The organism is Pseudomonas sp. Y24-6, assembly GCF_020295325.1.
GTDB lineage: Bacteria > Pseudomonadota > Gammaproteobacteria > Pseudomonadales > Pseudomonadaceae > Aquipseudomonas > Aquipseudomonas gregormendelii.
Genome location: NZ_JACBXG010000001.1, coordinates 232,629 through 255,455 on the forward strand (window position 1 = coordinate 232,629; position 22,827 = coordinate 255,455).

Below are 22,827 nucleotides of genomic sequence, written 5' to 3' on the forward strand. Positions count from 1 at the left end.
TGACAATTTAATTGTCATACATACATTCAGGAGCAGTGCCGCTAGCATGCGCGCCGCATTTCCACGGACGGAAACCCAGAACTCCAGCCTTGCAGAGAACCCAGTTGCGCGACGATTTTTATATCCAGCAAGTCAGCAGTGTCGAGTGTGTCCACCTCTCGACTACGGAACGTTATCAACTCGATTGTTTCATCGGGCAATACATCAAGACCCGAAACCTGGCCTCAGTGCCCAACATCGATACCACGCTGCGCACAACCTTGCAGCGCTATCCGGGCAAGCCGCCGGTGATGGTCAATGAACTGAATGCCTGGATCGACAGGACGTTGGGCTATCGGGCAACGCACCCCGACTTCTGCGAGCTGGAAGATGTCTGAGCGTCCCTCTGAATCGCGGCAGCGCCTGCACACAAGCTAGCAGGCGCCGCCGCGAGCGAAAAATACGCTTCAAGGTTTCAGCGGACGCTCCTGATCACGGTCCGAGAGTTCTCGACTGTCGTCATGTTTCCAGTCTTGGGTCGAACGCTTTTTCTGCTCTTCTATTTCCTCTTGCGTAGGCTCATCCGGGTCCGGCTGCTTGGGTTCATTCGCCATGTTCGCCTCTCTTCCTGAAGGGATCGTTAATCGGTTTAAGCGTAGAACAGATTCACAGCCACCAACGCAGCACGAAGAACACCGCCATGCTCAACAGCATGCTGAGCAAGGTGCTGCGGGTGTACAGCACAAGCCCCACCGCCACCATTGAACTGAGCAAGTACGGATTGTCCCATTGCAGGTTCAGTTGTTTGTCCGGCATGAACACGATTGGCCCGCAGATGGCGGTGAGCATGCCCGGCACGGCAAAGCCGAGGAATTGCCGGGCGTTGCTGCTCAGGCGCACCGGCAGGCGCGGCTCCAGAAAGACGTAGCGGTTGAGGAACACCAGCGCACCCATCCCGAATATCACCGCCCAGACCATCATGCTGTTTGCCCCGGATAAAGTTTGTTGCACATAAATCCCGCCGTCATGCCTGCCAGCCCCGCCAGCACCAGCGCCGAGCCCCACTGCCAGTAACTGAACAGCACGGAACAAAACAGCGCCACCGCGACGCACACCACCGTGGGCACGTTACGCACCACCGGGGTGATCAGGGCAATGAAGGTTGCGGCAATCGAGAAGTCCAGGCCCAGGTGTTCCAGCCCCGGGATGCTGCTGCCGAGCACGATGCCGGCCAGGGTGAAAAGGTTCCAGGCCACGTAGAACGTCAACCCGACCCCAAGCGCGTACCAGCGATTGAACTGCTGCTTGTCATGCTGGCTGGTCAGGGCGAACAGTTCGTCGGTGAGCAAAAAGCCCAGACCCACGCGCCAGCGTCCCGGCAGCGGTGAGATCACCGAGCGCAGGCTCATGCCGTAGAGCAGATGCTGGGAGGTCAGCAGCAGCGTGGTCAGCAGTATCGAGAAAATCCCGGCACCGCCCTTGAGCATGCCGATGGCCACCAGCTGTGCCGCGCCGGCAAACACGATGCTCGACAGGCCCTGGCCTTGCAGGGGCGTGAGGTTGGCTTCGATGGCCATGGAACCGGCCAGCAGGCCCCAAGGGGCAGTCGCCAGGGACAAGGGAAGGATCGCCACGGCGCCGCGCAGGAATGCGCTGCGGGGCATATGAGCGTTGGACATGACGTTCTGCGACCGGAAAAAAGACCTGCAACTTTGCCAGTACTTACCCGCGAAGGCATGCACAATTTCGAGTTATTTGCCGGCCATCGACCGGGTACCATGGTGCGGTCCATCCGGCACACCCAGGGAAGCCCACATGCTGTACCGAATCGCCGCCGACGGGCTGGTGCTGTTTCATCTGCTGTTCATTCTGTTCGTGCTGTTCGGCGGGCTGCTGGTGCTCAAATGGCGCCACTTGGCGGTGCTGCACCTGCCTGCGGTCGCGTGGGGTATCTCGGTGGAAGTCTTTCACCTGATGTGCCCGCTGACCGACTGGGAGAACCGCATGCGCGATGCCGCCGGCCAGAGCGGCTACGGCGGTGGTTTCGTCGAGCATTACATCTGGCCGGCGATCTATCCCGCCGGCCTGACCCCGGGCATCCAGGTGGGCCTGGGCGCCGTGGTGCTGGCGCTGAACCTGTGGGTCTACCTGAGGCTGGTCAGGCGTTTGCGACGAGACGGGCGCCGCTGAAGCTACTTGTCGATCACACTCATGTTGCGGCCACTGGCCTTGGCCACGTACAGCGCCCTGTCGGCGGCACGCACCAGGTCGTCGGGCTGCTCATGCGAGGCCGGGTCCCAGGCGCAGACCCCGACGCTGACGGTGACCACCCCTTCGACGCCCTCGCTGTGTTCGATCGCCGCCAGCTGCACCGCCCGACGAATTTTTTCCGCCACCAGGAAGGCGCCCACATAGTCGGTGCCCGGCAGCACCACCGTGAACTCTTCGCCACCGTATCGGGCCGCCAGATCACCTGGGCGCTTGATGTGCGAGTTGATGATCAAGCTGATCTTGCGCAAGGATGCGTCGCCCGCCACATGGCCGTACAGATCGTTGAAACGCTTGAAATGATCGACATCAATCAACAGCAGCGCGAGGTGAGTCTGGGTGCGCCGGGCGCGGCGCATCTCGGTCAGGATGAACAGATCGAACTGGCGTCGGTTGGACAGGCCGGTCAGGGCATCTTCCAGAGCGAGCAGCTCCAGGCCGCGATTGACCTCGAGCAGTTTTTCCTGGGCGTCGAGCAGCACACTCTGAATGCGATTCTGCTGCTGCATCAGCCGGATCAGCCGGTAACCGAGGGCACCCAGAAGCCCCAGGAACAGGGCCACGATGCCGGCACTCAGCAGCGATGCCTCGCGCCAGCTGGCCAAGACTTCGTCCTGATTCAGCGCGGCGAACACAATCAGAGGGTACCCTTCGACCCGGCGAAAGCCCACCACCCGTTCCACGCCATCGACCACCGACCGGACCCTGGCCGTCCCGGCGTTACCCAACGGCAGCAACTGGGTAAACAGCGGGCCATTGGCCACACTGCTGCCGACTTCCGATTCCTTGAACGGACGGCGCACGACAATCGTGGCGTCATCGGCGATCAGGTTGATCACGCCGTTCTGGCCCATGTCGATGCTGTCATAGAGCGAGAGGAAATGGCTCAGGTGGATGGTCGCCAGCGCCACGCCGGCAAAACTGCCGTCCGGATGATTGACCCGACGCGACACCGTCATGATCCATTCGCCACTGGAGCGGCTCTTGATCGACGGGCCGATGTGCGGTCCACGATCAGGATGATCGCGGTGGAAGATGAAGTATTCCCGGTCCGAGTTATTGGCGTTGGGCAGGCCGGCGCCGTTGGAGTTGGCGATCCACTGCCCGCTCTGGTCGTAGACAAACAGGCCGTGCAACTGGCTCAGCTCCCGGCGCTGCACCCCAAGCAGGCGTTGCATCCTGGGCAGGCGCGCCGATTCGATGCCTTCGTTTTCCAGGCGCTCGACCAGCGTGAGCAGCAGCGTGTCAGCCTGCTTGATTGACGCCTGCGCCTGCCAGGCCAGGGCCTGCGCAAGGTTGGACATCGCCACTTCCTTGTCGCGCAGGTGGTATTGGCGCGAGTTCCAGACTTCCCAGCCGGCGACGGAGGCCATCGACACGCACACGGCGATCAGGAAAAACACCAGTGAGCGGATTTTCAGCCTGGACACCGCCTCGCTGCCGTTCAACAACATGGCCGGTTGGGTGTGATCGAGTTGATCGTTAATGGACAGTTGTCCCATGTCATTCCCTGACCTCTTAGGGTGTCGGCGTCTGCTTGAGGGCGTCGATCCAGGCAGGATCCAGTCGTGTCTGCCCGGTTTCGATACCCAGCGCTTCCATTCGCGCCTTGTGCTGGTCAATCTCGCGGTTCAATTGCCCGTGGTCGCTGGAGTTGCCGTCCAGCTCATGCATTTGGGTCAGCCCCAGATGATAGAAGCGTAGCAACTTCATCGCCTGGTGATCATCGCGATCCACCGCCGCCGTCACCTGATGCATGACATTGGTAATGCTCATCAGGCTGCGCTTGAGCTGCCAGCCATACACGGCGGCCGCCATCCACGGCTGGCTCCAGAATAGCCCACGCATCAACGCGACCATCAGCAACACCGCCACGAACACCCCACCGACGTTAAAGCGCATGTTGTCGCCGCCAGGCTCGCCGAATACGGCCACCGCCACGCTCGACAACAGCATCGCCAGCACCAGGAACACCAAGGCGATAATCACCGTGCTGCGCCGCGTCTGTTGCCGATAGGTCTGGGCGTTCATTGGCTGGATTTCAAACATTACGACAGGGTTCCTTGCATCAGGTCATAGATTGAGGGGCAAAAGACTGCGGGGCATTATCGCCTCATCGACAGATTTAGCTATGCTGCAGCTCCTTTTCATCTTTTCATCGTCAAAGGGCAACGTGGCGATACCGCGCAGTTCGTGCCATCTTCTTTCATGGATACACACTATTCGGATGCCATTTACCGGCCCTTCGTGTGAATGACATCGTTTTAAGGATCATTGAATGACCCAACGACATGTAATCAACGCCTCTGTCAGCCCTAAAGGCAGCCTGGAAACCCTTTCCCAACGTGAAGTCCAGCAACTGAGCGAAGCCGGTTCCGGCAGCACCTACACCCTCTTCCGCCAATGCGCCCTGGCCATCCTCAATACCGGCGCTCACGTTGATAACGCCAAGACCATTCTCGAAGCCTACAAGGATTTCGAAATCCGCATTCACCAGCAGGACCGTGGCGTGCGCCTGGAATTGCTGAACGCCCCCGCCAACGCGTTCGTCGACGGCGAAATGATCGCCAGCACCCGGGAAATGCTGTTCAGCGCCTTGCGCGACATCGTCTATACCGAAAACGAGCTGGACAGCCAACGCATCGACCTGAGCAATTCCCAGGGCATCAGCGACTACGTCTTCCACCTGCTGCGCAACGCCCGCACCCTGCGCCCCGGCATCGAGCCGAAGATCGTGGTGTGCTGGGGCGGCCATTCGATCAACACCGAGGAATACAAGTACACCAAGGAAGTCGGCCACGAACTGGGCCTGCGCAGCCTGGACATCTGCACCGGCTGCGGCCCCGGCGTGATGAAAGGCCCGATGAAGGGCGCGACCATCGCCCACGCCAAGCAGCGCATCCATGGTGGCCGGTACCTGGGCCTGACCGAACCGGGAATCATCGCCGCCGAGGCGCCGAACCCGATCGTCAACGAGCTGGTGATCCTGCCGGACATCGAAAAACGCCTGGAAGCCTTCGTGCGAGTGGGCCACGGGATCATCATTTTCCCGGGCGGCGCCGGCACGGCCGAAGAGTTCCTGTACCTGCTCGGTATCCTGATGCACCCGGACAACAAGGGCCTGCCCTTCCCGGTGATCCTCACCGGGCCCAAGCATGCAGCGCCTTACCTGGAGCAGCTGGACGCGTTCGTTGCTGCCACGCTGGGCGAAGCGGCGAAACAGCACTACGAGATCATCATCGACGACCCGGCCGAAGTCGCCCGGCAGATGACCCAGGGCCTCAAGGCGGTCAAGCAATTCCGCCGCGAGCGTAACGATGCGTTCCACTTCAACTGGCTGTTGAAGATCGACGAAAGCCTGCAACGCCCGTTCGATCCGACCCACGAAAACATGGCCAACCTGAATCTGAGCCGCGACCTGCCCGCCCATGAACTGGCCGCCAACCTGCGCCGGGCGTTTTCCGGCATCGTTGCCGGCAACGTCAAGGACAAGGGCATCCGCCTGATCGAGGAACACGGGCCGTATCAGATCCGTGGCGACGCCGCGATCATGCAGCCGCTGGATCAACTGCTCAAGGCCTTCGTCGCCCAGCACCGGATGAAACTGCCGGGTGGCGCGGCGTATGTGCCGTGTTATCGAGTGGTGGCCTAGCAGCATTTGTGTGAGGCGCAGATCACTGTGGGAGCGGGCTTGCCCGCGATGGCGGTGTACCTGATGCATCGATTCTGGCCGCTGCCACAGGTTAGCGCTCGTTCAGCCGGTCACAATTTATCGGCATCAATCACTGCTTTGGCAAAGGCCTTCGGGTCTTCCTGGGGCAGGTTGTGGCCGATGCCGCCCTTGATCAAGCGGAACTCATACTTGCCGGTGAAGCGTTTCGCATAGTCCTCGGGAGCTGGATGCGGCGCGCCGTTGGCGTCGCCTTCCAGGGTGATGGTTGGCACGCTGATGGCGGGCGCCTTGGCCAGCTGCTGCTCCAGGGCCTCGTAACGGCTTTCCCCTTGTACCAATCCCAGGCGCCAGCGGTAGTTGAAGACGGTGATTGCTACATGGTCGGGGTTGTCCAGGGCTGCAGCGCTGCGCTCGAACGTGGCATCGTCGAAGGCCCACTTCGGTGAGGCGAGTTCCCAGATCAACCTGGCGAAGTCATGCCGGTTTTTCTCATACCCGGCCTGGCCGCGATCGGTCGCGAAATAGAACTGGTACCACCACTGCAACTCGGCCTTGGGCGGTAACGGGTTCTTGCCTACCGCCTGGTTGCCGATCAGATAACCGCTGACCGCCACCAAGGCTTCGACCCGCTCCGGCCAGAGTGCCGCAACGATGTCTGCCGAACGTGCGCCCCAATCATAGCCACCCAACACGGCCCGCTTGATCTGCAGCGCGTCCATGAAGTCGATGACATCACTGGCCAGTGCGGCAGGCTGGCCGTTGCGCAGCGTCTTGTCGGAGAGAAAGTGCGTATCACCGTACCCCCGGGCATAAGGCATCAGCACGCGATAACCCTGCGCAGCCAACAAAGGTGCCACCTCGGAGTAACTGTGAATATCATAAGGCCAGCCGTGCAGCAGAATGACCACGGGGCCCTCGGCCGGCCCCACCTCGGCGTAAGCTACATTCAGCAGACCGGCCTGGATGTGCTTCAACGGGCCGAACACGGCAGATGGATCGACTTTGGTGCTGACCGTAGCCGCCGCGGTTACGGTGGTGCTGGCCTGCACGCTGGCCGTACCCAGGAGGCCCAACTGCAGCAACACCGCAGCAAGGATCGAAGGCCCCACCAGGCGCCGGTGCTTAGCGGTTGTAATGGTCGACAAGGCGTTGTTCACGTCGGGTGACTCCTGCAGGTGGCGGATGAGCAGTCTGCTCTCGGTGAAGCCTATTTGGCCGGCCCGAGGTATCCACGTTGTGTCGTAAAACCTGTGCGATCGCGACATAACGTGTCCCACGGTGCGACGGATACAGTCCGATACAAAACCCAGAGTTCAATAACAAGAGAATCGAGCGATGGAACACGTGAACCACATCCTGATTGTCGACGACGATCGGGAGATCCGCGAGCTGGTCGGTAATTACCTGAAGAAGAACGGCTTGCGCACCACAGTCGTGGCCGATGGACGGCAGATGCGCAGCTTTCTGGAGGCCAACCAGGTGGACCTGATCGTGCTGGACATCATGATGCCCGGCGATGATGGCCTGCAGCTGTGTCGCGAACTGCGCTCGGGCAAGCACAAGGCGACGCCGATCCTGATGCTCACGGCGCGCAACGATGAAACCGACCGAATCCTCGGGCTGGAAATGGGCGCCGATGACTACCTGACCAAACCCTTCTCCGCCCGTGAACTGCTTGCCCGCATCAACGCCGTGCTACGGCGCACGCGGATGCTGCCGCCTAACCTGCTGGTCAGCGAAAGCGGCCGCTTGCTGGGCTTCGGTCGCTGGCGCCTGGACACCACCGCCCGTCATCTGCTGGACGAAGATGACACCAGGGTCGCCCTGAGTGGCGCCGAATATCGGCTGTTGCGGGTGTTCCTCGACCATCCCCAGCGCGTGCTCAGCCGTGATCAATTGCTGAACCTGACCCAGGGTCGCGACGCCGACCTGTTCGACCGCTCCATCGACCTGCTGGTCAGCCGGTTGCGCCAACGCTTGATGGATGACTCGCGCGAGCCGACCTACATCAAGACCGTGCGCAGTGAAGGGTATGTATTTTCCTACCCGGTGCAGATGCTCGGCGCACAGGACTGAATCAGCACAGGCCGATCAACATCCTTGATAAAGACTATGCCCATGGGTGTTTTTTCATCGACGGGCTCCAGCTCTACAGTGGCCACATCTTCTTCCCACGCTCTGGAGCTACCTCATGAAAATCATCATCGGTCTTGGATTTGCCCTGTCGGTCCTGGGTGCCACTTCGGCCATCGCTGCCCCGCACGCAACCGCACAAGTGGTGGCCGCTGCGCCGGTCAGCCAACCGGCTACCTTGAACGTCAATACGGTGGGCGTCGATCACAAGGACGTTCAGGCGAGCAAGCTGTATGTCGCGGAGAACCGGCCGGAGTTTGGTTCGAAATATCAGCGTTATTGATTCGATCCTTCTCTGCAGGCGGGTCCGACAGGCCATGCCCTACAGGGGTTGGGTCAATCTGCGGGCAAGCGCTTTGGCCTGCAGTGCCACATCCGTCACTGCCGTACTCTCCCACCACATTCCACGCAACGGCGGCCCCATGGCGAACAGCCGACCGGCGACTTGCCCATCGGCACCGATCACCGCGCCGTCCACGGAGGCGGCGATGCCCAGTGCCAGCGGTCCGGGCTGAATCAGGCCCCGCGCCAGCAACTGCCGGGGCAGAGGTCGGGCAACCCGTCTCCAGTCATATTCGATGCCACTGGAGTTGATCAACGCCGCGCCACGGACCACGCACTCCTGCGGCTCGCCACGCCGACGGATGCGGATACCCAGCCCATTCCCCGACGAAGGTTCAAGCCCCTTGAAGGACGCCGCCTGAATCCGCAGCCGCCCTTCCCCGTGCAACCGCGCGACCAGCTCGGCACTCAAGGGTGGCGAGCGGTGGTGATGGCTCTCCCACCACGGCCGTACGTGCCGTACGAACTGCCGACGCTGCGCGTCCGTCGCCTGGCTCCACAGCCGTGGAATGTGCACGCGCACAGTGTCCAGGGGCGCTTGCCAGTCGATCCCCCGGGCAATCGCATCGCGGCAATGGCGGCGCAGCTCGCGTACCAGTTGCCGTGGCGTACGAATGCTCGGGTCATCGCCGAGAAAGTCGGCCCAGGCCGGCGGCTGGCGGCGCACGTGGGGCAGCAGGCCGTGGCGGGAAAACACTTCGATCGGCCCGCGGTGCCCAGCCTGCTCCAGCGAGACCACGGCATCGACCATGGTCAGGCCGGAACCGATGATCAAAACCGTCGACTGCGGATCAAGCTGGCGCATCGAGGCGACATCCCAAGGGTCCAGTGCCGCTGCGTTCAAGCCACTGGATTGGGCCTGGGGCGTGCGTGCGGCGGGGAACATCCCAGTGGCCAGCACCGCGTAAGCGCCCTGCAGGCGTTGCCCGTCGCTCAAGGTCAACCGCACGCCTTCGGCCAGGTTCTCGAGGTCGACAACCTCAGCGCGCACGTGTTCCACGCTAGAACCGTTCGCGGCGCCAGCCACCTGGGCTTGCGCCAGGCGCTGTTGCACATACTCGCCAAACAGACCGCGCGGGGGGAACAGCTCACTGACAGGCACAGACTGCTGATCGGACTCGGGCCAGCCGCCCGCCGCTATATGTGCCGTCAGCCACTGCGTCAGGTCATCGGCATTGTCCGGGTCGACGCTCATCCGCGCCGCGTTGCCGTTGAGCGTGTGTCCCAGTTCCACCGCACTGTAGGCCTCGCCCCGACCAAGCTCGTTACGGGGCTCAATCACCAGCACCGAACGCTGGCCCGGCAAGCGCAGCAGCTGCACGGCCAGCATCGCGCCACTCAGGCCGCCGCCGATGATCAGGATGTCCGCCTGGCGGATGGCGTCATTCGCCTGCTCGCGGTGGATTTCACTCATGGGGTTCTCACAGGTCAGGGTTGTCCTGGACGATCATAAGCGCCAAACCCGGGTCAGCGTCAGAGAGCAGTACCAAAGTAGCGATAGCAGCCTTGGCGACCGTCGCTGCTGGCGGTTCAGATCACCACGTTGCGCACGAAACGCGCGGCGACTTCGCCTTCATTGCGATAGGAGTGCGGCTGGTTACTGGCAAACATGTAGAACTCCCCGGCCGCGATCCGGTGGGGGACGTCACCGAGCATCAGCGTCAGGCAACCTTCGAAGACGTAGAGCTGTTCGCTCCAGCCGTCGGCATCGGGTTCGGAGGGATAGTGCTCGCCTGGCTCCAGGCGCCATTCCCAGAGCTCCACCTCCCGGGTGGCGCTGGCTTTGGACAGCAGCACCGCCTTGCTGCCGGGAATGGTGCCGGCCCAGGCCAGTTCGTTGATGCGGCTGGGATCGCGGGCATCGGGGGCCTGGATCAGGTCGCTGAAGGCAACGTCGAGTGCTTCGGCAACGCGGTCGAGGGTGGTCAGGCTGACATTTTTTTCACCGGCTTCGATTGCCACCAGCATCCGCCGGCTGACCCCGGATTTTTCCGCGAGGGCGGTCTGGCTCATATCGGCGGCGTGGCGCAGTCGCCGGACATTAAGGCTGACGTGTTGCAGGACCGAAGCCCGTTGCGTGGAATCTTTGTGCACTATATTGCTCACTCGGTAGGGTTGGGCAGTATACTGCGCAACATACGGCGCATTGTGCGTCCCCATCCGGTAGCGCGCAAGGACATGACGTCGGTGAACTCCTCCCCCAATACTTCTCCCCGCTTCTCGCGGTTCAGCAAAGCCGAATGCGTGCTGGTGGTGATCACCATGGTCTGGGGCGGGACTTTCCTGCTGGTGCAGCATGCGATGACCGTCAGCGGCCCGATGTTTTTCGTCGGCCTGCGCTTCGCTGCAGCGGCGCTCATCGTCGCGTTGTTTTCCTGGCGGCACCTGCGCGAGCTGACACTGTTCGAGCTCCGGGCCGGGTCGTTTATCGGTGTGGCGATCATGCTGGGCTACGGCTTGCAGACAGTCGGGTTGCAGAGCATTCCAAGCAGCCAGTCGGCGTTCATCACGGCGCTTTACGTGCCCTTCGTGCCGTTGCTTCAATGGCTGGTGCTGGGGCGGCGTCCAGGGCTGATGCCGAGTATCGGCATCATGCTGGCGTTTACCGGCTTGATGCTGCTGTCAGGCCCTGCGGGCGCATCGTTGAATTTCAGCCCGGGTGAAATCGCCACGCTGATCAGCGCCGTGGCGATTGCTGCGGAAATTATTCTGATCAGTCACTTTGCCGGTCAGGTCGATGTGCGCCGGGTGACGGTGGTGCAACTGGCAGTCACCTCGGTGCTGTCGTTCCTGCTGGTGGTGCCGACCCAGGAGCGCATTCCTGACTTTTCCTGGCTGCTGCTGTGTAGCGCCCTGGGCCTGGGGGCGGCGAGCGCGGCGATCCAGGTGGCGATGAACTGGGCGCAGAAAAGCGTCTCGCCGACCCGCGCTACCCTGATCTATGCCGGCGAGCCGGTCTGGGCCGGGATTGTCGGGCGCATGGCCGGGGAGCGGTTGCCGGCGATTGCGTTGGTCGGCGCGGGGTTGATTGTGGCAGCGGTGATTGTCAGTGAGTTGAAGACCAAGGGTAAGGTGGTTGTGGCGCAGGAAGACCTGGAGAGCGAAACCCAACGCTGACCGGCAGTACGTGCGGCGTTTGATCGAGAGTGTTCGCGAACAAGCCCGCTCCCACTGTGGATCTGTGCCAGACGCATGCCCTGCATTCACCGATGATCTAATGTGAGAGCAGGCTTGCTCGCGATGAGGCCAGACCTGCATGTCACAGCATGCCAAACCACCAGACAGCATGACTTTTGCGCACTCCATGTAGGATTCTGCCACAGGTTCGCGTTTGGTAATCCGGGGACTGGCACGTATGATGCTTCACAAACCTCCGCAGATTAGAAGCCTATGTCCCTGATAGTTCTACTGCTTCTGCCCTTTGTTGGCAGCTGTGTGGCCGCCGTGCTGCCGCACAACGCGCGCAATGCCGAATCGCTACTGGCTGGCCTGGTCGCCCTCATAGGCACCGTCCAGGTCGCTTTGCTGTACCCGCAAATTGTCGACGGCGGGGTCATTCGCCAGGAATTCTTCTGGCTGCCCAGCCTGGGTCTGAACTTCGTCTTGCGCATGGACGGTTTTGCCTGGCTGTTCTCCATGCTGGTGCTGGGCATCGGCACACTGGTCTCGTTATACGCGCGTTACTACATGTCGCCGGACGACCCGGTGCCGCGCTTTTTCGCGTTTTTCCTGGCGTTCATGGGCGCCATGCTCGGGCTCGTCATCTCCGGCAACCTGATCCAGATCGTATTCTTCTGGGAGCTGACCAGCCTCTTTTCCTTCCTGCTGATCGGCTATTGGCATCACCGCGCCGACGCCCGACGCGGCGCCTACATGGCGCTGATGGTCACGGGTGCCGGCGGATTATGCCTGCTGGCGGGGGTCATACTGCTTGGCCATGTGGTCGGCAGCTATGACCTCGACAAGGTCCTGGCCGCCGGCGAGCTGATTCGCGCACATGCCCTCTACCCTGTCCTGCTGCCTCTTATCCTGATCGGCGCCCTGAGCAAAAGCGCGCAATTCCCCTTTCATTTCTGGCTGCCCCACGCCATGGCGGCGCCGACGCCCGTCTCGGCCTATCTGCACTCGGCGACCATGGTCAAGGCCGGGGTGTTCCTGCTGGCGCGGCTCTGGCCGTCGTTGTCCGGCAGTGAAGAATGGTTCTACATCGTCAGCGGCGCCGGTGCCTGCACCCTGTTGCTGGGCGCCTACTGCGCAATGTTCCAGAACGACCTCAAGGGGCTGCTGGCCTACTCGACCATCAGCCATCTGGGCCTGATCACCCTGCTGCTGGGCCTGAACAGCCCGCTGGCAGCAGTCGCGGCGGTGTTTCATATTCTCAACCACGCCACCTTCAAGGCTTCGCTGTTCATGGCCGCCGGGATCATCGACCACGAAAGTGGCACCCGGGACATTCGCAAGCTCAGTGGCCTGATCCGGCTGATCCCCTACACCGCCACCCTGGCCATGGTCGCCAGCGCCTCCATGGCCGGTGTACCGCTGCTCAACGGTTTCCTGTCAAAAGAGATGTTCTTCGCCGAAACCGTGTTCATCAATGCCACGGCCTGGGTCGAAATGGCCCTGCCGATTGTCGCGACCATCGCCGGTACCTTCAGCGTCGCCTACTCGTTACGGTTTACCGCTGACGTGTTCTTCGGCCCGACCGCTACCGACCTGCCCCACACCCCCCACGAGCCGCCACGGTGGATGCGTGCGCCGGTCGAACTGCTGGTGTTTGCCTGCCTGGTCGTGGGGATTTTCCCGGCACAGGTGGTCGGCCCGCTGCTGGCCGCCGCTGCGCTTCCCGTGGTCGGTGGCCCATTGCCGGAGTACAGCCTGGCCATCTGGCACGGCTGGAATGCGCCGATGATCATGAGCCTGATAGCCATGAGCGGCGGCATCGTGCTCTACCTGTTGCTGCGCAATCAGCTCAAGCGTGGACGCTTCAAGTACCCGCCGCTGATTGGCCGCTTCAATGGCAAGCGCCAGTTCGAACGCAGCCTGGTGGTGATGATGCGCCTGGCTCGGCGCCTGGAGCGGCGGATCAGCACCAAGCGCCTGCAAACCCAGCTGTTCCTGGTGGTCCTGGCCGCTGTACTGGTGGGGCTGATCCCGATGCTGCACGGCAGCCTGACCTGGGGCGACCGGCCGAAAATCCCGGGTTCGGCCGTGTTCGTCACCCTGTGGCTGCTGGCGATCGCCTGTGCCCTGGGCGCTGCCTGGCAGGCCAAGTACCACCGGCTGGCAGCCCTGACCATGGTCAGCGTCTGTGGCCTGATGACCTGCATCACCTTCGTCTGGTTCTCCGCGCCGGACCTGGCCTTGACGCAACTGGTGGTTGAAGTGGTCACCACGGTACTGATCCTGCTTGGCCTGCGCTGGTTGCCGCGGCGGATCGAAGAGGTGGCGCCATTGCCGAGCACCTTGCGCAAGGCGCGCATCCGGCGCTTGCGCGACTTGCTGTTGTCGACGGCTGTCGGTGGCGGCATGGCGCTGTTGTCCTACGCCATGTTGACGCGCCAGACCCCCAACGACATTTCCTCGTTCTACCTCAGCCGCGCCTTGCCCGAAGGCGGTGGCAGTAACGTGGTCAACGTGATGCTGGTGGATTTCCGCGGCTTTGACACCCTGGGTGAAATCACCGTGCTGGCCGCCGTGGCGCTGACCGTATTCGCCCTGCTGCGACGCTTCCGCCCACCCAAGGAGAGCCTGCAATTGCCGGCCCAGCAACGCCTGCTGGCGCCCGACGTGGTGACCGACCTGGTCAACCCGCGCCAGGCCAGCGATACCGCCCTGGGCTTCATGATGGTGCCGGCGGTACTGGTGCGCCTGCTGCTGCCGATCGCCTTCGTGGTGTCGATCTACCTGTTCATGCGCGGTCACAACCAGCCCGGTGGCGGGTTCGTTGCCGGGCTGGTGATGTCGGTCGCGTTCATCCTGCAGTACATGGTGGCCGGGACCCAGTGGGTCGAGGCGCAAATGAGCCTGCGGCCGCTGCGCTGGATGGGCACGGGGTTGTTGTTCGCCACGGTCACCGGGCTTGGGGCCATGGCGGTCGGTTATCCGTTCCTGACCACCCACACCTGGCATTTCGACCTGCCGGTGTTCGGCGCCATCCACATCGCCAGCGCCCTGTTCTTCGACATTGGCGTGTATTCAGTGGTCGTGGGTTCGACCTTGCTGATCCTCACCGCCCTCGCCCACCAGTCGGTTCGTGGCCACAAGACCGCGGCCCTGCCCAAATCCGTCGCCAGCAAAGGAGCCGTCTGATGGAAGAAGTCATCGCAATCGCCATCGGCGTCCTGGCGGCGTCCGGGGTGTGGCTGGTCCTGCGGCCGCGGACGTTCCAGGTGGTCATGGGCCTGTGCCTGCTGTCCTACGGCGTTAACCTGTTCATCTTCAGCATGGGCAGCCTGTTTATCGGCAAGGAGCCGATCATCAAGGACGGCGTGCCCCAGGACCTGCTGCACTACACCGATCCATTGCCGCAGGCGCTGGTGCTCACCGCCATCGTCATCAGCTTCGCCATGACAGCACTGTTCCTCGTCGTGCTGCTGGCTTCCCGGGGCCTGACCGGTACCGACCATGTGGACGGCCGGGAGCCTAAGGAATGAACCTGATGCCGCACCTGATTGCCGCACCGATTCTGCTGCCGCTGCTGACTGCCGCCTTGATGCTGATGCTCGGGGAAAAACACCGTCCGCTAAAGGCCAGGATCAACCTGTTCTCCAGCCTGGTCGGGCTGGGCATTGCCGTGCTGTTGCTGCAATGGACCCAGGAAACCGGCATTCCCGGCTCCATCGGCGTGTACCTGCCGGGCAACTGGCAGGCACCGTTTGGCATTGTGCTGGTGGTCGACCGCCTCTCGGCGATGATGCTGGTACTGACCGGGATCATCGGCGTCAGCGCCCTGCTGTTTGCGATGGCCCGCTGGGACGGTGCGGGCTCGAGCTTCCACGCGCTGTTCCAGATCCAGATGATGGGCCTGTACGGCGCCTTCCTGACCGCCGACCTGTTCAACCTGTTTGTGTTTTTCGAAGTGCTGCTGGCCGCCTCCTACGGGCTGATGCTGCACGGCTCGGGACGCTCCCGGGTCTCGGCCGGCCTGCATTACATTTCGATCAACCTGTTGGCTTCGTCGCTGTTCCTGATTGGCGCGGCGCTGATCTACGGCGTCACCGGCACCCTGAACATGGCCGACCTGGCGCTGAAGATTCCCCTGGTGCCGGAGGCCGATCGGGGCCTGCTGCATGCCGGCGCCGCGATCCTGGCGGTGGCGTTCCTGGCCAAGGCCGGCATGTGGCCGCTGAATTTCTGGCTGGTACCGGCCTACTCCGCGGCCAGCGCCCCGGTGGCGGCGATGTTTGCGATCATGACCAAGGTCGGCGTCTACACCTTGCTGCGCCTGTGGACCCTGCTGTTTTCCGGACAAGCCGGGGCGTCGGCGTATTTTGGCGGCGACTGGCTGATCTATGGCGGCATGGCGACCATTATCTGCGCAGCGGTGGCGATCATTGCCGCGCAACGCCTCGAACGCCTGGCCAGCCTGAGCATCCTGGTGTCGGCGGGCATCCTGCTGGCGTCCATCGGCTTCGCCCAGCCCAAGCTGATCGGCGCGGCGCTGTTCTACCTGGTCAGCTCGACCCTGGCGTTGAGCGCGCTGTTCCTGCTGGCCGAGCTGATCGAACGTTCGCGCTCGGCCAATGAAATACCCTTGTTCGATGACGGCGACCTGCTGCCCCGGCCCATGGAATCCCTGCAACCAGCCAAAGGCATCAACCTCGATGACGAACAGAAGGCCGTAGTCGGTCAGGTGATCCCCTGGACCATGGCCTTCCTCGGCCTGAGCTTCATCGCCTGCTCGCTGCTGATCATTGGCATGCCGCCGCTTTCGGGCTTTATCGGCAAGCTGGGTTTGCTGCACGCCCTGCTCAACCCAATGGGCCTGGGCACCGGCAGCGATGAACCGGTGTCGAACGCCGCGTGGGGCCTGTTGGCGCTGCTGATCATCTCGGGCCTGGCCTCGCTGATCGCCTTCTCGCGCCTGGGCATCCAGCGCTTCTGGACGCCGGAGGAGCGACCGTCGCCGCTATTGCGCCGTTTTGAATGTGTGCCGATCTTTGCACTGTTGGGCCTGAGCATCGCGCTGACCTTCAAGGCCGAGCCACTGCTGCGCTACACCCAGGCCGCTGCAGACGCCTTGAACAATCCCCAGCAGTACGTCATGGCAGTGCTCGGCACTCGCGCCGTGCCAAGCCCCGAAGCGCAAGCCGCGATCGTGGAGGTGCGCCCATGAATCGTCTGTTTCCTGCGCCCTGGTTGTCACTGGCGCTGTGGGTATTGTGGCTGGCGTTGAACCTGTCGATCAGCCCGGGTAATGTGCTGCTGGGGGCCGTCTTAGGCATCTGCGCGCCACTGATGATGCGCAAATTGCGCCCCCTGCCGATCCGCATTCGTCGCCCTGGCGTGATCCTGCGCCTGTTCCTGCTGGTGGGACGTGACGTGGTGGTGTCCAACCTCGCCGTCGCCTGGAGCGTGCTCAATGCTGGACGCCGACCGCCGCGCTCGCGCTTCATCAAGGTGCCGCTGGAGCTGCGCGACGCCAATGGCCTGGCGGCCCTGTCGATGATCACCACGGTGGTTCCCGGCACGGTCTGGTCGGAGCTGGCACTGGACCGCAGCATTCTGTTGCTGCACGTGTTCGACCTGGATGACGAAGCACTGTTCATCGAGCACTTCAAGGCGACCTACGAACGCCCCCTGATGGAGATCTTCGAATGAGCCCGCTGCTGTCGAATGCGATCCTGCTGAGCCTGTTCATCTTCTCGCTGGCCATGGTCCTGACCCTGATTCGCCTGTTCAAGGGGCCTTCGGCACAAGACCGGGTACTGGCGCTGGACTACCTGTACATCGTAGCGATGCTGATGATGCTCACCCTGGGCATCCGTTATGCCAGTGACACCTACTTTGAAGCAGCGCTGCTGATCGCGCTGTTCGGCTTCGTCGGCTCGTTTGCCCTGGCGAAATTCCTCCTGCGCGGCGAGGTGATCGAATGAACGCGGAACTGTCTTTGTGGGTTGAAGTGCCGGTGGCGATCCTGCTGGTGCTCAGCAGCCTGTTTGCGCTGATCGGCGCCACCGGGCTGCTGCGCATGAAGGATTTTTTCGAGCGCATGCACCCGCCGGCCCTGGCGTCGACCCTGGGCGCCTGGAGCGTGGCACTGGCGTCGATCATCTACTTCTCGGCGCTCAAATCCGCGCCAGTGCTGCACGCCTGGCTGATTCCGATCCTGCTGGCCATCACGGTACCGGTGACCACCCTGCTGCTGGCCCGGGCGGCGCTGTTTCGCAAGCGCATGGCCGGGGATGATGTGCCGGCCGAAGTAAGTAGTCGGAGCATGGAAAGCGGGAACTGAGCCACGGGCACCCTGGGATCCTGTGGGAACGAGGCTTGCTCCCACAGCTCATCGGTAAATCAATGAGTGCAGATTTCTCAAACAGCCTGTGGGAGTTTCCTGTTATCGACCGCCGACTACTGAAGGTTCAGTTCAGTTTTTTTCTAATGGTTCTGGGCGGACGCTGCAATCAACTTGCCGTCGCGTGGTGGGTGCTCCAGGAAACCGGCTCGGCGCTCTACTTCGCCAACATGATTGCCTGTTCCATCGCGGCAGAGGTGCTGGCCAGGCCCCTGTTGGGGTGGATGGGCGACAAGTACAACAAAATCCGGATCATCAAGCTCGCCTCATGGCTCAGCCTGACCAGCGCGCTGCTTATGTTGATGCTGTCGGCCACTGGCGAGTTCAACCCCTGGACGGTGGGTGCGCTGATGATGCTCAGCAGCGCGATCGTTGGCGTGCGTGACCCGCTGCAGGCGTCGATCATTCCTTTGTTTGCCAGCGACGACAAAGTCTCGCTGGCCTTCAGGAGCAAAAGCGTGATGTCGTCGTTGTCGATGCTGCTGGGACCGGCGCTGGCCAGCGGGTTGATTTACGGATTTGGCATCACTTTCGCTTTAGCTGCGGATTTTTTTGCGATCCTCGTCGCCGGGTTATTGATTGCGACCATCCCAAGCCCCATCGGCGCTCCCGACGACAGCGCAAACCCTGCGACTGCCAATGGCTTCAGCATGATCTACTCCGGCTTCAAGGTGGTCTACGGCGTGAAAGTGGAGTTTTACCTGGCGCTTATTGCGATGTTGATCAACTTTGCCCTCTACCCGTTTTTCACCCTTCTGATTCCGCTCTATGTGAAAGACGTCATCCAATACCCGGTGACTTACATCGGTTTGCTGGATGCCAGCTTCGGGCTGGGCATTCTGCTGGGCAGTTACAAGATCATCGGATCGTTGTCCGGCCGAATCCCTCGGGACATGTGTGTGTCCGCCGGGTTCGCACTATTGGGTTGCAATCTGTTGGTGTTCGGGACCGTTACATCTTCGGTTATCGTCACCGTCGCGTTTTTCTGCGGTGGCGTCGGACTGATGCTGATCAACATCCCTACCTCGTCCGTACGGCTGCTGGCGACACCAAAATCGCATCGCAACCGCGTGTTCGCCACGGTTGCGTTCCTGTCCGCAGCGGCCAGTCCCTTGGGGAGCTTTGCGATGAGCACCTTCATTGGCCAACTGGGAGTCGCGATAACCATCACGCTGCTGGGTGCCATGGTGCTGCTGTTATCCCTGCTGGTTCTGCTGATACCTGATTTCAAGCGATTCATGCGCTCCCAGGATACCCAGCTCAACGATGCTTACCTGGACAAGTACCCTGCAGCGTTCAGCGGGGCTTCCAGCAAGGCTTGATAGCACCGTTGCCGTGCCCCGCTCTTCAGATCCAAGCCACCGCCAGCAACCCTGCCCCCAGCACTACACACAACGGCGAATACGCCCAGGTATCGAGGCGGGCAAATTTGGAATTCTTGACCTGTTTGAAAAACCCTACAAGATTCGAATCGCCAATCGCCCGGGCGAACATCAGCATCGCAATGGCGCTGATCACCCACTGCAGTGACCAGTGATGCACCGTCGGCAGGTATAGGCCGACCCGCAGGCACACCAGCATCGCGATCAGCAGCAGGCCGACCGCCACCAGCAGCGTGGCAAATCCAAAAGGCTTGAAGGCCGGCCTGGAGCCTTGGTCGTCCTCCCTGGGCACTCGCGGCACGGCGGCCTCGCTGCCCAGCTTGCCACCGGCCGCCCAGTACAGGTGGACCAGGCTGATCAGGAGGAAGACGGCAGCCATCCATTGCGCAATTACCAGGCTCATAGTCAAACTTCCAGCGTGAAATGTGCGCGCAGGATGAACCTCCCCGAACGATTATGTAAGGGCAGGCCCAAACTCACTTCAACTCGGCAGCGACTTTGGCGGCGACATCCTTGGGCACCCAGGCCTGCCAAACGTCCGGATGCGCCTTCATGAACGCTTCGGCCGCCTGGCGTGGCGCGGTGTGTTTTTCGCTCATCTGGGCCAACGCCTTGTTCAACGGCTCGATCGGGAAATCGACCTTGCTGAAAAACTCGGCAATCTGCGGGTACTGCTTCTGGAACGGGGTGGAGACGCCGATCGACAGCTTCGACGCCAGCGAGCGGGTCGGTTGCGGATTGGGATTGTCGGCGTCGGTGAGGGTCTTCCAGGCTTCGGCATTGAACGGCGGTTCTTCCAGCTGGATCAGCTTGAAGCGGCCCAGCAGCGGCGTCGGCGACCAGTAATAGAACAGGATCGGTTTGCCTCGACGAATCGAGGAACTGATCTCGGCATCCAGCGCCGCCCCGGACCCGCTGCGGAAGTTCACGTAACTGTCGTCCAGCCCGTAGGCCTTGAGCTTCTGCTTGTTGACCACCTCGGACGTCCAGCCGATCGGGCTGTTGAGAAAGCGGCCCTTGCCAGGCGATTCCGGATCGCTGAACACGTCCTTGTACCTGGGCAGATCGGTGACGCTGCGCAGGTCCGGGGCCACGGCCTTGATGCCCTTGGCCGGGTCACCCTTGATCACATACTCGGGCACCCACCAGCCTTCGGTGGCACCCTTGACCGTGTCGCCCAGGCTCACCACCTTGCCTTCAGCCTCGGCCTTGACCCAGACCGGACTGCGCCCGGCCCATTCTTCGCCGATCACCTGGATATCGTTGTTGGCCAGCGCGGTTTCCAGGGTAATGGTCGTGCCCGGCAGGGTATCGGTGGGCAGTCCGTAACCCTTCTCGACGATGATCCGCAGGATATCGGTGATCAGGCTGCCGCTTTCCCAATTCAGGTCGGCAAAATGGATGGGCGCCTGGGCGGCGGCCACCGGGCCGGATGAAGCGAACAAAGCGCCAGTGGCCAGGGCAGCGGCCAGGAACCGTCGTAATCCTTTCATGCTTTTGCACCTCGTGCTGTTCACAGCAATAGCAGGATGGCCGGGCAGAAGACCGCGAGCCTCAAAATACTCAGTCCACTGACTGTAGTAGAGGTTCCTGCTTTCGAAGGGCGTGAATCTGTTTTCGCAAATGTACTGCAGTGCCGACCGCTTATTCGCTGGCCTTGAAGGTCACCAGTTCACCCTTGCGCCATTTCGCGGCCTTGGCCGTGACGGCCTTGAGAGTCTTGGTCAAACCTTCCTGCAACTGCTGGTGCGCGGCGAACACCATCACCACGCTATGGCCTTCCTTGAACACGATGCCGTGGCCATCAGCGGTAGTCACGAACGCATAATCGCCAAGGCCGTAAACGGTCAGTTTAATTTCGCGAAACTTGATATCCAGCTTGCCGCCTTCGCGACTGGGCAGCACGGATGCGCTGAAGTGATCGCCAACCTTGAGCTTGAGCCCGGGTTTATCATCAACGACCAACGACTCTTCGGTATCGATTTCGGCAATGTAAATGCCTTCGGCGTTTTGTTCGGTGATGTAAACGAAACGTGACTGAAACTGTTTAACCAGCTTTGCCCGCAGATCACCCAGCACGAACAAAGCATGCATATCGAGATTACTTACTGCCAAGGAAACATCCCCACATCTGAAATGGTGCCGCGCGCGAAACGGGCGCACGGCAGAAAATAGCGGCAATGCCGAAATGAACACATAAACCGGGGTGAATCCCAGATCAACAGAATAATGGAATACCACCCACGTCGTCCTGTCTGGCGCTTTTCAAGACTTGGAGTACAGCGCCTTTTTTACGCCAGAGAAAACGGACTATCAACTCCGGGAAAAAATCGCTTTGAAAAAAGCATTTTTCCAACAGATCGCCAGGCAAAAATCGCTTTGGATAGGCACGTATGCCCGGCACTGCGGGTGATTCTAGAGCAGCGACGCTCTTCCAGACTACCCATAACGACGAACAGACGTCGGCAAACCCGTGAAAAGGACTTCACAGGTGCACTTAAACACACTTCAGCCAACTGCCTGGCTCCCCGTGCAATCATTTGCAGGCCACGCCCTGGAGTGCCGCCACTGACTGCGGCTTCGACAGGCGTTTCGTCATGCCGGCGACTTATCTCAGCCGCCGGCAGGCAACTACTGCCATACTGCCCGACCAATGAAATCCGTCCCAACGGCGGGCGACGTTCAAAACAACAGAATATTCTCATGGGAAGGCTGCGACGTGACGGAATTTGATATCGGCGAATTTTTCATCCGGGGCGAAGTCAGGGAAGTCGAGGGTGAGTTCCAGGCAGTCATCATCATGCGCGCCAAACCGCCGCTGACCACCGTCACCTGCCACCAGGTCGAAAAGGACCGCTGGTTCAAGACCGCCGACGTGGCCGCCATTGCCGCCCAGGATGCCGCCAAGGCACTCAAGCTGGCTGTTGATGAGGGCGCGTTAAAAGCCTGACCTTCAGTTTGCCGTCTATGCTTGCCCTGCTTTAGAACATCGCTATCGAACTCCTGGAGCGCGGCCGCCTCAGATGCAATGAGCCGTACTTCAGCACTTGCACTCGACGCGGCACTCAAGGAGATCAACATGGATGCACCTACACATGATTTGAAAGGCCTGTTTGACCAGTTGGGCCTGGATTCCAGCGAGAAGGCGATCGACGACTTCATCGCCAGTCACTCTCCCCTCCCCGACGACAAGAAGCTGATCGACGCCGAATTCTGGACGCCGCAGCAGGCGGGCTTCCTGAAAGAACAATTGCGCGAAGATGCTGACTGGGCGCGGGTGGTCGACGACCTCAACCTGCGCATGCACCAGGTGCACTAAGCAGCGGACTCAGTGCAGGCTGCCTTGTTGTGTTGCGCTCAATTGCGCAAGCCAGGCAGCTTTGCACTCCTGCGCTTCATTGCGACTGGCGAACGCCGTACCGCGACGCTCCCCGTTCAGCAGCACCACCCAGCAGACACTCTGCCCCATCGCCCGCAGGTTCGAGGGCACAGCGCTGCCAATCATCACCGCAACATCCACTTTGCTTTGCATATTG

At 61.5% G+C, this 22,827-nt stretch carries 27 protein-coding genes; 15 read left to right on the forward strand and 12 right to left on the reverse strand.

Annotated elements, in window-relative coordinates; all coding sequences use genetic code 11:
* Positions 1 to 104 precede the first annotated feature (104 nt).
* A complete protein-coding gene (locus HYI44_RS01050; RefSeq protein WP_201148574.1) occupies positions 105 to 377 on the forward strand; it encodes a hypothetical protein in 273 nt (90 codons plus the stop codon).
* 69 nt (positions 378 to 446) lie between these two features.
* On the opposite strand, the gene HYI44_RS01055 is transcribed toward HYI44_RS01050, so the two are convergent.
* The 3 genes from HYI44_RS01055 to HYI44_RS01065 are packed head-to-tail and all read right to left on the reverse strand — an operon-like array spanning position 447 to position 1,658.
* Positions 447 to 593: a hypothetical protein gene (locus HYI44_RS01055; protein ID WP_177328566.1), complete on the reverse strand. Its 147-nt coding sequence runs from the start codon at positions 591 to 593 to the stop codon at positions 447 to 449.
* A 52-nt stretch (positions 594 to 645) separates the two neighbouring features.
* A complete protein-coding gene (locus tag HYI44_RS01060; protein ID WP_201148586.1) occupies positions 646 to 957 on the reverse strand; it encodes an AzlD domain-containing protein in 312 nt (103 codons plus the stop codon).
* Positions 957 to 1,658, reverse strand: coding sequence for an AzlC family ABC transporter permease (locus HYI44_RS01065; RefSeq protein WP_122839450.1), 702 nt, complete (start codon positions 1,656 to 1,658; stop codon positions 957 to 959). The genes HYI44_RS01060 and HYI44_RS01065 overlap by 1 nt, the downstream gene beginning before the upstream one ends.
* A gap of 136 nt (positions 1,659 to 1,794) precedes the next feature.
* On the opposite strand from HYI44_RS01065, the gene HYI44_RS01070 reads away from it, so the two are divergent.
* Complete coding sequence (locus HYI44_RS01070; protein ID WP_122839449.1) at positions 1,795 to 2,169, forward strand: DUF2784 domain-containing protein; 375 nt, start codon at positions 1,795 to 1,797, stop codon at positions 2,167 to 2,169.
* 2 nt (positions 2,170 to 2,171) lie between these two features.
* Here the strand turns inward: HYI44_RS01070 and HYI44_RS01075 are convergent, their stop codons facing one another.
* Positions 2,172 to 3,701 carry a diguanylate cyclase gene (locus HYI44_RS01075; RefSeq protein WP_412548471.1) on the reverse strand — a complete coding sequence of 510 codons (1,530 nt, stop codon included), beginning with the start codon at positions 3,699 to 3,701 and terminating at the stop codon, positions 2,172 to 2,174.
* 64 nt (positions 3,702 to 3,765) lie between these two features.
* Positions 3,766 to 4,296, reverse strand: a complete 531-nt coding sequence (locus HYI44_RS01080; protein WP_225568534.1) for a DUF3087 domain-containing protein — start codon at positions 4,294 to 4,296, stop codon at positions 3,766 to 3,768.
* A gap of 229 nt (positions 4,297 to 4,525) precedes the next feature.
* Here HYI44_RS01080 and ppnN point away from each other — a divergent pair, with 229 nt between their 5' ends.
* A complete protein-coding gene (gene ppnN / locus HYI44_RS01085) occupies positions 4,526 to 5,899 on the forward strand; it encodes a nucleotide 5'-monophosphate nucleosidase PpnN (RefSeq protein ID WP_122839447.1) in 1,374 nt (457 codons plus the stop codon).
* Between the two features lie 110 nt (positions 5,900 to 6,009).
* On the opposite strand, the gene HYI44_RS01090 is transcribed toward ppnN, so the two are convergent.
* On the reverse strand, positions 6,010 to 7,077 hold the full coding sequence (locus HYI44_RS01090) for an alpha/beta fold hydrolase (RefSeq protein ID WP_225568535.1): 1,068 nt from the start codon (positions 7,075 to 7,077) through the stop codon (positions 6,010 to 6,012).
* A gap of 178 nt (positions 7,078 to 7,255) precedes the next feature.
* Between HYI44_RS01090 and HYI44_RS01095 the strand changes: the two genes are divergently transcribed.
* Positions 7,256 to 7,996 carry a response regulator gene (locus HYI44_RS01095; protein WP_122839445.1) on the forward strand — a complete coding sequence of 247 codons (741 nt, stop codon included), beginning with the start codon at positions 7,256 to 7,258 and terminating at the stop codon, positions 7,994 to 7,996.
* A 115-nt stretch (positions 7,997 to 8,111) separates the two neighbouring features.
* Positions 8,112 to 8,336: a hypothetical protein gene (locus HYI44_RS01100; RefSeq protein WP_122839444.1), complete on the forward strand. Its 225-nt coding sequence runs from the start codon at positions 8,112 to 8,114 to the stop codon at positions 8,334 to 8,336.
* 39 nt (positions 8,337 to 8,375) lie between these two features.
* Here the strand turns inward: HYI44_RS01100 and HYI44_RS01105 are convergent, their stop codons facing one another.
* Both HYI44_RS01105 and HYI44_RS01110 read right to left on the reverse strand, forming a co-directional pair.
* Positions 8,376 to 9,809, reverse strand: a complete 1,434-nt coding sequence (locus HYI44_RS01105; RefSeq protein ID WP_225568536.1) for an FAD/NAD(P)-binding protein — start codon at positions 9,807 to 9,809, stop codon at positions 8,376 to 8,378.
* A gap of 116 nt (positions 9,810 to 9,925) precedes the next feature.
* The gene (locus HYI44_RS01110; protein ID WP_122839442.1) at positions 9,926 to 10,489 is read right to left on the reverse strand and encodes a helix-turn-helix domain-containing protein; all 564 of its coding nucleotides are present in this window, start codon (positions 10,487 to 10,489) and stop codon (positions 9,926 to 9,928) included.
* Here HYI44_RS01110 and HYI44_RS01115 point away from each other — a divergent pair.
* From HYI44_RS01115 to HYI44_RS01150, 8 genes are all read left to right on the forward strand, one after another.
* The gene (locus HYI44_RS01115) at positions 10,484 to 11,512 is read left to right on the forward strand and encodes a DMT family transporter (RefSeq protein WP_225568537.1); all 1,029 of its coding nucleotides are present in this window, start codon (positions 10,484 to 10,486) and stop codon (positions 11,510 to 11,512) included. The two genes, HYI44_RS01110 and HYI44_RS01115, sit on opposite strands and share 6 nt — an antisense overlap.
* 273 nt (positions 11,513 to 11,785) lie before the next feature.
* A complete protein-coding gene (locus HYI44_RS01120) occupies positions 11,786 to 14,704 on the forward strand; it encodes a monovalent cation/H+ antiporter subunit A (protein WP_122839440.1) in 2,919 nt (972 codons plus the stop codon).
* On the forward strand, positions 14,704 to 15,048 hold the full coding sequence (locus tag HYI44_RS01125) for a Na+/H+ antiporter subunit C (protein ID WP_003202835.1): 345 nt from the start codon (positions 14,704 to 14,706) through the stop codon (positions 15,046 to 15,048). Before HYI44_RS01120 ends, HYI44_RS01125 begins: the two co-directional genes overlap by 1 nt.
* A complete protein-coding gene (locus HYI44_RS01130; RefSeq protein ID WP_122839439.1) occupies positions 15,045 to 16,730 on the forward strand; it encodes a monovalent cation/H+ antiporter subunit D in 1,686 nt (561 codons plus the stop codon). The genes HYI44_RS01125 and HYI44_RS01130 overlap by 4 nt, the downstream gene beginning before the upstream one ends.
* Positions 16,727 to 17,215 (forward strand): Na+/H+ antiporter subunit E, encoded by a 489-nt coding sequence (locus HYI44_RS01135; RefSeq protein WP_201148566.1) that lies wholly within the window; start codon positions 16,727 to 16,729, stop codon positions 17,213 to 17,215. The genes HYI44_RS01130 and HYI44_RS01135 overlap by 4 nt, the downstream gene beginning before the upstream one ends.
* Complete coding sequence (locus HYI44_RS01140) at positions 17,212 to 17,490, forward strand: K+/H+ antiporter subunit F (protein WP_045060409.1); 279 nt, start codon at positions 17,212 to 17,214, stop codon at positions 17,488 to 17,490. Before HYI44_RS01135 ends, HYI44_RS01140 begins: the two co-directional genes overlap by 4 nt.
* Positions 17,487 to 17,849: a Na+/H+ antiporter subunit G gene (locus HYI44_RS01145; RefSeq protein ID WP_122839437.1), complete on the forward strand. Its 363-nt coding sequence runs from the start codon at positions 17,487 to 17,489 to the stop codon at positions 17,847 to 17,849. The genes HYI44_RS01140 and HYI44_RS01145 overlap by 4 nt, the downstream gene beginning before the upstream one ends.
* A gap of 62 nt (positions 17,850 to 17,911) precedes the next feature.
* Entirely contained in the window at positions 17,912 to 19,231 is a 1,320-nt protein-coding gene (locus HYI44_RS01150; protein WP_225568538.1) for an MFS transporter, read from the forward strand.
* A gap of 25 nt (positions 19,232 to 19,256) precedes the next feature.
* Here HYI44_RS01150 and HYI44_RS01155 read toward each other — a convergent pair whose 3' ends face one another.
* The 3 genes from HYI44_RS01155 to HYI44_RS01165 form a co-directional block, all read right to left on the reverse strand.
* Positions 19,257 to 19,694: a DUF3995 domain-containing protein gene (locus tag HYI44_RS01155; protein ID WP_225568539.1), complete on the reverse strand. Its 438-nt coding sequence runs from the start codon at positions 19,692 to 19,694 to the stop codon at positions 19,257 to 19,259.
* A gap of 73 nt (positions 19,695 to 19,767) precedes the next feature.
* Positions 19,768 to 20,784: an ABC transporter substrate-binding protein gene (locus HYI44_RS01160; protein ID WP_045060405.1), complete on the reverse strand. Its 1,017-nt coding sequence runs from the start codon at positions 20,782 to 20,784 to the stop codon at positions 19,768 to 19,770.
* Between the two features lie 151 nt (positions 20,785 to 20,935).
* Positions 20,936 to 21,406, reverse strand: a complete 471-nt coding sequence (locus HYI44_RS01165) for a hypothetical protein (RefSeq protein ID WP_082069195.1) — start codon at positions 21,404 to 21,406, stop codon at positions 20,936 to 20,938.
* A gap of 604 nt (positions 21,407 to 22,010) precedes the next feature.
* Here HYI44_RS01165 and HYI44_RS01170 point away from each other — a divergent pair.
* A complete protein-coding gene (locus HYI44_RS01170) occupies positions 22,011 to 22,241 on the forward strand; it encodes a hypothetical protein (RefSeq protein ID WP_045060403.1) in 231 nt (76 codons plus the stop codon).
* Positions 22,242 to 22,370: 129 nt separating this feature from the next.
* Positions 22,371 to 22,610, forward strand: coding sequence for a DUF2789 domain-containing protein (locus HYI44_RS01175; protein WP_122839434.1), 240 nt, complete (start codon positions 22,371 to 22,373; stop codon positions 22,608 to 22,610).
* Between the two features lie 9 nt (positions 22,611 to 22,619).
* On the opposite strand, the gene HYI44_RS01180 is transcribed toward HYI44_RS01175, so the two are convergent.
* Positions 22,620 to 22,823: a hypothetical protein gene (locus tag HYI44_RS01180; RefSeq protein WP_122839433.1), complete on the reverse strand. Its 204-nt coding sequence runs from the start codon at positions 22,821 to 22,823 to the stop codon at positions 22,620 to 22,622.
* Between the last annotated feature and the right edge of the window lie 4 nt (positions 22,824 to 22,827).